Genomic DNA, 8,550 nt, shown 5'->3' with positions numbered 1-8,550 from the left:
TTCGTCGAGCCGATGGCGGGCTCGACCGCCGTGCTCCCTGCACCCAAGGGCTATCTGCAAAGGCTGCGCGCGATCTGCGACAAATACGGCATTCTTCTTGTCTTCGACGAGGTCATCACCGGGTTCGGCCGGCTCGGCCATGCCTTCGCCGCCGAGCGCTATGGCGTGATCCCGGACATGATCACCTTCGCCAAGGGCGTGACATCGGGAAGCGTGCCGATGGGCGGCGTGCTGGTGCGGCACGGCATCCACGAGGCGTTCATGCAGGGCCCGGAGCATCTGGTGGAATTCTTCCACGGCTATACCTATTCGGCGCATCCGCTCGCGGTGGCCGCGGGCCTTGCCGCGCTCGATCTGTATCGCGAGGAGGGGCTGTTCGCGCGCGCGAAATCGCTCGAATCCAGATGGTACGACGCCTGCATGACGCTGAAGGGGCTGCCGAATGTGCTCGACATCCGCTGTGTCGGCCTCACCGTCGGCATCGATCTGGCGTCAAAGCCCGACGGCGTCGGCAAGCGTGGCTATGAGGCGATGGAGCGCGGTTTCCACGACGAGAATCTGATGCTGCGCGCGGTCGGCGATTCGCTTGCGATGTCGCCGCCCTTGATCGTGAGCGAAACGCAGATCGAGGAAATTTTCGAGAAGACCGCGCGCGTCATCAAGGCGGTGGCCTGAGGCGCTTCCACATACTCCGCTCATTCCCGCGAAGGCGGGAATCCAGCACGAAACTCTGGGCCCCCGCTTTCGCGGGGGCGAGCGGGAGAGAACGTGCCCGCTCCTCTCACTCCGCAGGCCGTCGGAACCCGATCACCTCGCGGCTGGTGCGGCGGTCGGCCTCGGTTTCGCCCACGATATAGGTCGGCCGGCCGCGCGCCTCGCGCAAGATTCGCCCGACATATTCGCCGATGATGCCGAGCACGAGAAGCTGCGCCGCGCCAAGGAGCGCAATGGTGGAAATGATCGAGGTCCAGCCGGTGACGGTCTGCGGCACCAGAAGATAGCTCACCACCGAATAGATCAGCAGCAGGAAGCCGAATGCGGCAAAGGCGAGCGCCAGCCAGATCGCGAGCCGCAGCGGCCGCACGCTGTGCGCGGCGATCCCGGTCACCGCCAGATCGACCATGCGGCGCAGGGTATATTTGCTCTCGCCATAGGTGCGCGCGCCGCGCGAGAAGGTGACGGTCGTGGTCGGATAGCCGAACCAGCGCACCGTGCCGCGCAGGAACACATCCTGATCGCCAAGCTCGTTGATCACATCCACGACGCTGCGATCGAGCAGCATGTAGTCGGACGAGCCGGGTTCGATGCGCACGTCGCCGATGGCGTCGAGCAGACGGTAATAGAGCCGCGAGGTGAGGCTTTTCATCGCCGGCAGGTCGGCTTCGCCGTCCTCGCGCCGCGTCGCCACCACCTTTGCCCCCTCGCGCCACGCCGCGACGAGGTCCGGGATCAGTTCCGGCGGATGCTCGAAATCGGCATCCATGACGATCACGGCATCGCCGCGCGCATGCCGCAAGCCCGCGCGCAAGGCTTCCTGATGGCCGAAATTGCGGGTGAAGGACACGTAGCGGATCGCCGGATTGGCGTCGGCGGCGGCATGGATCGCCGAAAGTGTGCCGTCTGAGGAGCCGTCATCGACGAACACGATCTCGTAGCGGCCGAACGGCTGCAACAGGCCGGCCAGCATGGCCGCCATCGGCGCGATATTGCCGGCCTCGTTATGGGCCGGCAGCACCACGGAAATTTCCGGCACCGGTTCGTTCATGCTGCGGTCGATTGCCCCTCGTAAGATCCCGCGGTCCCGTGTTGACTGGCAAAGGCCTGGCGGGCACTCATGCGCGGCAGGCCCCCGGGCCGGCCCCAATTGGCATACTACCACAGCCCGATAGACGCGAGATGGAAGCGGGAACGGCGACAGCGGGCGGCGGACATCTCGGCGCCATTGTGGATTTTGCGCTGCGCAGGCCGGGGCGGGCGCTGGCCATCGTGCTCGGCGTCCATCTCGTCGTCTGGACCGTTCTGCCGCTCCTGACCAGCCCCAATCTGGAACTGGACCTCGCCGAAGACCTCGCGCTCGGCAAGGAATGGCAGCTCGGCTACTGGAAACATCCGCCGCTGCCATGGTGGGTGGCCGATCTGGCCTACCGGCTGACCGGGCAGATCGACGTGGTCTATGTGCTGGGCCCGCTGTCGGTCATCGGCTGCTTCATCGCCGTCTATCTGCTCGCGCGCGACATTGCCGGACCGGTTCAGGCGCTGATTGCGACCTTGGCGCTGGTCGGCATCCATTACTACAATTATTCGGCGGTGAAATTCGCCCATGACCAGATGCAATTGCCGTTCTGGGCGTTCACCGCATTGTTCTTGTACCGCGGGCTGGTGCATGGCCGAGCCCTCGACTGGATGGCAGCGGGCGTCACGCTGGCGCTCGCCTTCTGGTCGAAATATGCCGCCTTCGCGCTCGCCATCAGCCTCGCGCTGTTTGTTCTGATCGACCCTCGCGCGCGGCAAAGCGTGCGGACCACGGGGCCGTGGCTGATGGCCGCGGCCTTTCTGGTGACGATCTGGCCCAATGCATGGTGGCTGGTCGATACCGGCTTCCTGCCGATGCAATATGTCAGCGAGCGCGCCCGCGTTGCGCTGTCCTGGAGCGACTATCTCACCCATCCGGTCAAATGGGTGTTCGGACAGATTTTCTTTATTCACCCGACACTGATCCTGCTCGCGGTCACGCTGTTCCCGCGCGCCGGGCCGCCGCAAGGCGCGACGGAGCGTGACGCTTTCGCGCGCCGCTATGTCACGATGCTCGCCTTCGGGCCTTTCGTGGTGGTCACGGCAATCTCGCTCCTCACCGGGCGGTTTCCGATCCAGATGTGGGGGTACCCGCTCTGGTCGTTCCTGCCACTGGCGGCGCTCGTGTGGTTCGGGCCGCTCACCGATCCGCGGCGTCTGCAGGTCTTCGCCATCGGCGTGATCTTCCTGTTTCTCCTTGCGCCGGCAATCTGGATCGGCACCTGGATCGCCGACCCGCATCTGCGCGGCCGTCCCAAGGCGAGCGAATTTCCCGGCCGCGCCATCGCCGAACAATTGACGCGGGAGTTTCGCGAAAAGACCGGCGCACCGCTCGCCTATGTCGCCGGCACCGAATTCGCCGCCAACAATGTCGCGGTCTATTCGCCGGACCGGCCGCGGGTCGTGGTCCATGGCCGCCCGCAGATCTCGCCCTGGATCGACATGGCCGACCTGAAGAAGCGGGGCGTGCTGGTTGTCTGGGAAGACGGCCTGCAGGCCGCGCATGTCAACGAATGGCGCAAAACCTTCGGCGCCGAGGGCGAGCCTGTGATCGTCGAGTTTCCGCGCCAGTCGCGCGGCGGCGTCCGCAATCGCCAGACCGCCCGCATCGCCTATTGGATCGTGCCGCCGCGGAACTGATGGCATTCTCCCACCGCAGGAAAATTTGCGCTTCGGATCGCTTGCGCTGGACCTGCGCCTCGTGAACATTACGGCCATGGCGAGCGAATCGACGCCCCGAACGGGGGCGCTCCCATGTCCGGAATGTTCATGCAGCGGCTGACGGCCATCTTCATCGCGATCTGCGTGGTTCTGATTGCCGCGTCGATCGGTGCCGTCGGATATCTGCTGTTCCGGCTTTCGGGGACCGAAGCGGCGCTGCTCGCGCTCGCGGTCATGACCGTGCTTGCGCTTTACAATATGATGTCGGCCCGCCTGCGCGATCGCGACCGGGTCGGCGGACAGATCGCGGATCTGTCGCGGGGCACCGCCGATCTCGCCCGTCAGGTCGCCGAGATCGGCCGCAAGCTCAACGCCATCGAGGCGCAGGAAGTGCCTCGCCACGTGCGTATGCAAAACGATGCGCTGGCCGCCGAAATCGGCGAGCTTGGCGGACTGGTCAAGGAATTGGCGGAGACGGTGGCGGCTCACGACCTCAAGCTGAAGGAGATCGGCAACGCGGCGGCGCCGGTCATGTTGCGGGGGGCCGCGCCGGTCGAGCCATCCATCGGTGCGGAGCCGCGCGTTGCGACGCCGCTTGCGCCCGAACCGGCCGCGGTCCAGCCGGTCGCCGCTCAGCCCGTTTCTGCTCAGCCCTCAGCCGCACAGCCCGTCGCCGCGCTCCCCGCGGCCGCTATTCCCGGCCACCCGGAAAAGCAGCGAGCACAAGAGCCGCAAGCCACCGGCCCACTCAAGGGAAAGACCACAGCCGAGATTGCCGCGCTCATATCCGGCGCCATCGAGGATAACCGCATCGATCTCTATCTGCAGCCGGTGGTGACGCTGCCGCAACGCAAGGTCCGCTATTATGAGGCAATGACACGGCTGCGCATGGAGGACGGCACGCTGATCCTGCCGAGCGACTTCCTCCCCCATGCGGAACGGGCCGGCCTGGTCCCGAAGATCGACAACATGCAGCTGTTCCGCTGCGTTCAGGTGCTGCGGCGGCTGCAGCTCAAGAACCGCGACATCGGCTTGTTCTGCAATGTCTCGGTTGCGACGCTGAACGACGCCGAGATTTTCCGCCAGTTTTTCGATTTTCTCGAGGCCAACCGTGCGCTGAGCGGCTCGCTGATGCTGGAATTCGGCCAGAGCGCCCTGCGCGAGCTTGGTCCGATCGAGCAGGAGAGTCTCGCCGCGCTGATCGCACTCGGCTACCGCTTCTCCATGGATCATGTCACCGATCTGCGCATGGGACCGCGCGATCTGTCGGATCTGGGCGTCCGTTTCGTCAAGGTTCCGGCTCAGCTGCTGCTCGACAAGGGGCCGGTGGCGGCCGACATCCACGCCGCCGACCTGTCCGATCTGCTCGGCCGCCACGGCATCAGCCTGATCGCGGAGCGGATCGAGACCGAGGTCGCGGTGGTCGACCTGCTCGATTTCGACGTCCGTTTCGGCCAGGGCTTCCTGTTCTCGCCGCCGCGGCCGGTCCGCGCCGACGCGCTGCTGGGCGCGGCTGCGGCAATGGCCGAACGGCCGATGGCGGAGTCAGTGCTTGGCGCGGCGGCACGTGCCGCGATCTGAGCCCGTGACTGCGCGCGCCTGACGCGCTAAACGCGTGACGCAATTCCAACCAGGCTCCTCCCTTGACCATTTTCACCGAGAATTTCTCGACCATTGCGTCGGGCTACGACATTGTCCTCTCCGACGTCTGGGGCGTCGTCCATAACGGCGTCGCCGCCTTTCCCGAGGCCTGCGACGCGCTGACGCGGTTCCGCGAGGGCGGGGGCACCGTGGTGCTGATCACCAATGCGCCGCGGCCGAACGGCGTGGTGGCGCGGCAGGTGGAGCAGTTCGGCGCGCCGCGTTCGATCTATGACGCCATCGTCAGTTCGGGCGATGTGACGCGCTACGAAATCGGCAGACGGCCTGGCCAGACCATCTTCCATCTGGGGCCCAAGCGCGATCTTGCGATCTTCGAGGGACTGGACGTGACCTTCGCGCCGCCCGAGACCGCAGATTACGTGATCTGCTCGGGGCTGTTCAATGAGGAGACCGAGACGCCGGAGAGCTACCGGGTGATGCTGGAGCGGATGCTCGAGCGCAATCTGTTCATGATCTGCGGCAATCCCGATGTCGTGGTCGAGCGCGGCGAGCAATTGCTCTACTGCGCAGGCGCGATCGCGGACCTGTATGCCCGCATGGGCGGCGACGTGCTGTATGCCGGCAAGCCCTATGCGCCGATCTACGATCTGGCGCTGTCGCTTGCCGAGCGTGCGCGCGGCCGGGCCGTCGACCGGAAAAGGGTGCTGGCGATCGGCGATTCGGTGCGCACCGATTTCAAGGGCGCGGCTGCCTACGGCATCGATTGCATGTTCGTCACTGCCGGTATCCATGCCGCCGAGTTCGGCGGCCGCGAGGATCCGGACCCCGATGCGGTGGAGCGTGTGCTGATTGCCGAAGGCGGCAAGCCGCGCGCGATCGCCAGGAAACTGAAGTGGTAGCTACGCCGCAAAATGCGGCTGCTGTTCGAACACCGCATCGATCTTGCTTTTCAGGGTCGCGGCGTTGAACGGCTTGACGATGTAGTTGCTGACGCCCGCTTTCTTGGCCGCGATCACGTTTTCGGTCTTGGATTCGGCGGTGATCATGATGAACGGCACCGACACAAGCTCCGGATCGGCGCGCATTTCCGTCAACAGGTCGTAGCCGGTCATCGGCTCCATATTCCAGTCGGAAATTACGAGGCTGTAGCGCTTCTCGCGCAGCCGGCGCAACGCGCTCAGTCCGTCGCAGGCATCGTCCACGTCGGTGAATCCGACCTGACGCAGCAGGTTGCGGATGATCCGCACCATCGTGGTGTAGTCATCGACGACCAATACGGGCATCGAGAGATCGACCGACATCGGCTCACGCTCCGTCATCTGCGACGAAAATTGTCCGCCGCACCCCGTCAGAATTCTGCCCAAGGTATGCCAGTGTAACGCGGGGCGCCTTGAACATCCGTTAAGCGCGCAAGATTTGCGGGCGGCCTCTGTCGCTGCCCAAAAGCCCCGCAAAATCTGCCTAAAGACGCATTGCCCGTCGCATTGTGTTGCCGCACTTTAGAATCCGTTAACCGCAACCTAGAATGCCGCATGAACTCTGCTCCCGCCAAAGCCGCCGTCGACCCGCGGATGGTCCGCACCCTCTGCTTCGAGGATCTGCATATCGGCATGCGCGAGACGCTGATGAAGACGGTGATGGAAACCGACGTGGTCGGCTTCGCCAACATTTCCGGTGACGAGAACCCGATCCATCTCTGCGACACCTATGCGCAGGGCACGCGCTTCGGCCAGCGTATCGCGCACGGGCTTTACACCGCGAGCCTGATCTCGGCGGTGCTCGGCACGCGGCTGCCCGGGGCGGGCGCGGTCTATCGCTCGCAGACCCTGAACTTCCACGCCCCGGTCAGGATCGGCGATGTCGTGACGGTCGTCGTCGAGGTGATCGAACTGGTGCGGGAGGGGCGCAAGGTGCGGCTGCGTTGCGAAGCGCTGGTTGACAATGCGGTGGTGCTGGACGGTGAGGCGATCGTGTCGGTGCCGGGCCGGCCGAAGGGCTAGCTTCGACGGCCGCTTGACTCGCGGCGGCGGCGGGCCGAAACGGTTCGTATCGACAATCCAGCCCCGCGCTCAATGCCGCAATCCGAACGCCAGAAGCCGTTTGTGGTGGTCCGTGACGACGGGCCCGAAGCCGAAAAGCTGCGCGGCGCCGTGGTCGCGATCGGCAATTTCGACGGCGTGCATCGCGGCCATCGCTCGGTCATCGATCTCGCCATGAAGCGCGCCGCTGCGGCTGGCGCGCCGTCTGCGGTGCTGACGCTGGAGCCGCATCCGCGCAGCTATTTCCGTCCCGACGTGCCGCTGTTCCGTCTCACGGATGAGCGCCAGAAGCTTCGTCTGCTGGCATCGACCGGGCTCGACGGCGCGGTGGTGCTGACCTTCAACGCCGCGCTGGCCGGGCTGCCGGCGGAGCAATTTGTGTCGGAGATTCTGGTCGGGCGGCTGGGCGTGAGCGGGGTCGCCATCGGCTTCGATTTCCATTTCGGGCAGGGGCGGGGCGGTTCGCCCGCGTTTCTGACCGAGGCCGGGAAGCGCCACGGATTTCCGGTCGATGTCGCGCCGAAGCTCGAGGACGAGGGGCGGCCGGTCTCGTCCGGCACCATCCGCACGGCCCTCGAAGCGGGCCGCGTGGTCGAGGCGGCCGAACTCCTGGGTTACCCCTGGTTCGTCTCCGGCGAGGTCATTCACGGCGAGAAGCGCGGCCGCGAGATGGGATTTCCCACGGCCAATCTGCGGCTCGACCCGGCCTGCGGCCTCAAGCACGGCATCTACGCCGTCCGGGTCGGCATCGGGGACGCGCGCTACGATGGGGTTGCGAGCTTCGGCCGCCGCCCGACCTTCGACAACGGTGCGCCGCTGCTTGAGGTGTTCCTGTTCGGCTTTTCCGGCGATCTCTATGGCAAGGTCATCGATGTTGCGCTGATCGGCTGGATCCGGCCGGAAGAGAAGTTTGCCTCGATGGAGGCGCTGATGGCCCAGATGAATCTCGATGCCGAGCGGGCCCGCGACGCGCTCGCCCGCAGTCCGGGCGCATTTCCCCCGCTCGGTCAGATTTGACCCGATCCGGGCCGGATCGCGCCTTTTCGCATCGCGGCACGCCTGCTACACACGCCCCGCCAGAGGCCATTTCCCGACATGACGAAGACCGAACGCGACTATTCCGAGACCCTGTTCCTGCCGCGCACCGAATTTCCGATGCGCGCCGGCCTGCCCGAGCGCGAGCCGTTGCTGCTCAAGCGCTGGAAGGACGAGAACCTGTACCGCAAGCTGCGCGAAGCCGCCAAGGGCCGCGCCAAATTCATCCTGCATGACGGCCCGCCCTACGCCAACGGCAACATCCATATCGGCACCGCGCTCAACAAGATCCTGAAGGATGTGGTGACGCGCAGCCAGCAGATGCTGGGTTACGATTCCAATTATGTGCCGGGCTGGGACTGCCACGGACTGCCGATCGAGTGGAAGGTCGAGGAGGAAAATTATCGCGCGAAGAACAAGG

General features: G+C 65.4%; 9 protein-coding genes. 7 read left to right on the top strand and 2 right to left on the bottom strand.

The features are described from left to right. On the top strand, positions 1–675 hold a 675-nt coding region (locus tag ACK41X_RS21595; RefSeq protein ID WP_409727751.1), incomplete at its 5' end, for an aminotransferase class III-fold pyridoxal phosphate-dependent enzyme. Positions 676–781: 106 nt separating this feature from the next. Here ACK41X_RS21595 and ACK41X_RS21590 read toward each other — a convergent pair. Further along, complete coding sequence (locus ACK41X_RS21590; RefSeq protein WP_409727748.1) at positions 782–1,765, bottom strand: glycosyltransferase family 2 protein; 984 nt, start codon at positions 1,763–1,765, stop codon at positions 782–784. 131 nt (positions 1,766–1,896) lie between these two features. Here ACK41X_RS21590 and ACK41X_RS21585 point away from each other — a divergent pair, with 131 nt between their 5' ends. The 3 genes from ACK41X_RS21585 (at position 1,897) to ACK41X_RS21575 (ending at position 5,954) form a co-directional block, all read left to right on the top strand. Further along, a complete protein-coding gene (locus ACK41X_RS21585) occupies positions 1,897–3,432 on the top strand; it encodes a glycosyltransferase family 39 protein (protein WP_409727744.1) in 1,536 nt (511 codons plus the stop codon). Between the two features lie 114 nt (positions 3,433–3,546). Further along, on the top strand, positions 3,547–5,034 hold the full coding sequence (locus ACK41X_RS21580) for an EAL domain-containing protein (protein WP_409727740.1): 1,488 nt from the start codon (positions 3,547–3,549) through the stop codon (positions 5,032–5,034). Positions 5,035–5,096: 62 nt separating this feature from the next. After that, complete coding sequence (locus ACK41X_RS21575; protein WP_409727737.1) at positions 5,097–5,954, top strand: TIGR01459 family HAD-type hydrolase; 858 nt, start codon at positions 5,097–5,099, stop codon at positions 5,952–5,954. Here ACK41X_RS21575 and ACK41X_RS21570 read toward each other — a convergent pair whose 3' ends face one another. Continuing rightward, positions 5,955–6,356, bottom strand: a complete 402-nt coding sequence (locus ACK41X_RS21570; RefSeq protein WP_409727734.1) for a response regulator — start codon at positions 6,354–6,356, stop codon at positions 5,955–5,957. It lies immediately after the preceding gene. Between the two features lie 231 nt (positions 6,357–6,587). Here ACK41X_RS21570 and ACK41X_RS21565 point away from each other — a divergent pair, with 231 nt between their 5' ends. From ACK41X_RS21565 to ACK41X_RS21555, 3 genes are all read left to right on the top strand, one after another. After that, positions 6,588–7,055: a MaoC family dehydratase gene (locus ACK41X_RS21565; RefSeq protein ID WP_409727731.1), complete on the top strand. Its 468-nt coding sequence runs from the start codon at positions 6,588–6,590 to the stop codon at positions 7,053–7,055. Positions 7,056–7,127: 72 nt separating this feature from the next. Beyond that, the gene (locus ACK41X_RS21560; RefSeq protein ID WP_409727728.1) at positions 7,128–8,111 is read left to right on the top strand and encodes a bifunctional riboflavin kinase/FAD synthetase; all 984 of its coding nucleotides are present in this window, start codon (positions 7,128–7,130) and stop codon (positions 8,109–8,111) included. 78 nt (positions 8,112–8,189) lie between these two features. Beyond that, positions 8,190–8,550 (top strand): class I tRNA ligase family protein (locus ACK41X_RS21555; RefSeq protein WP_409727725.1); only part of this gene is annotated, 361 nt, incomplete at its 3' end.

Origin of the sequence: Pseudorhodoplanes sp. (genome assembly GCF_046289595.1) — a bacterium.
Lineage (GTDB): Bacteria > Pseudomonadota > Alphaproteobacteria > Rhizobiales > Xanthobacteraceae > Pseudorhodoplanes.
The sequence above is the reverse complement of the archived record's forward strand: the minus strand, read 5'-3'. Positions and strand labels throughout refer to the sequence as shown.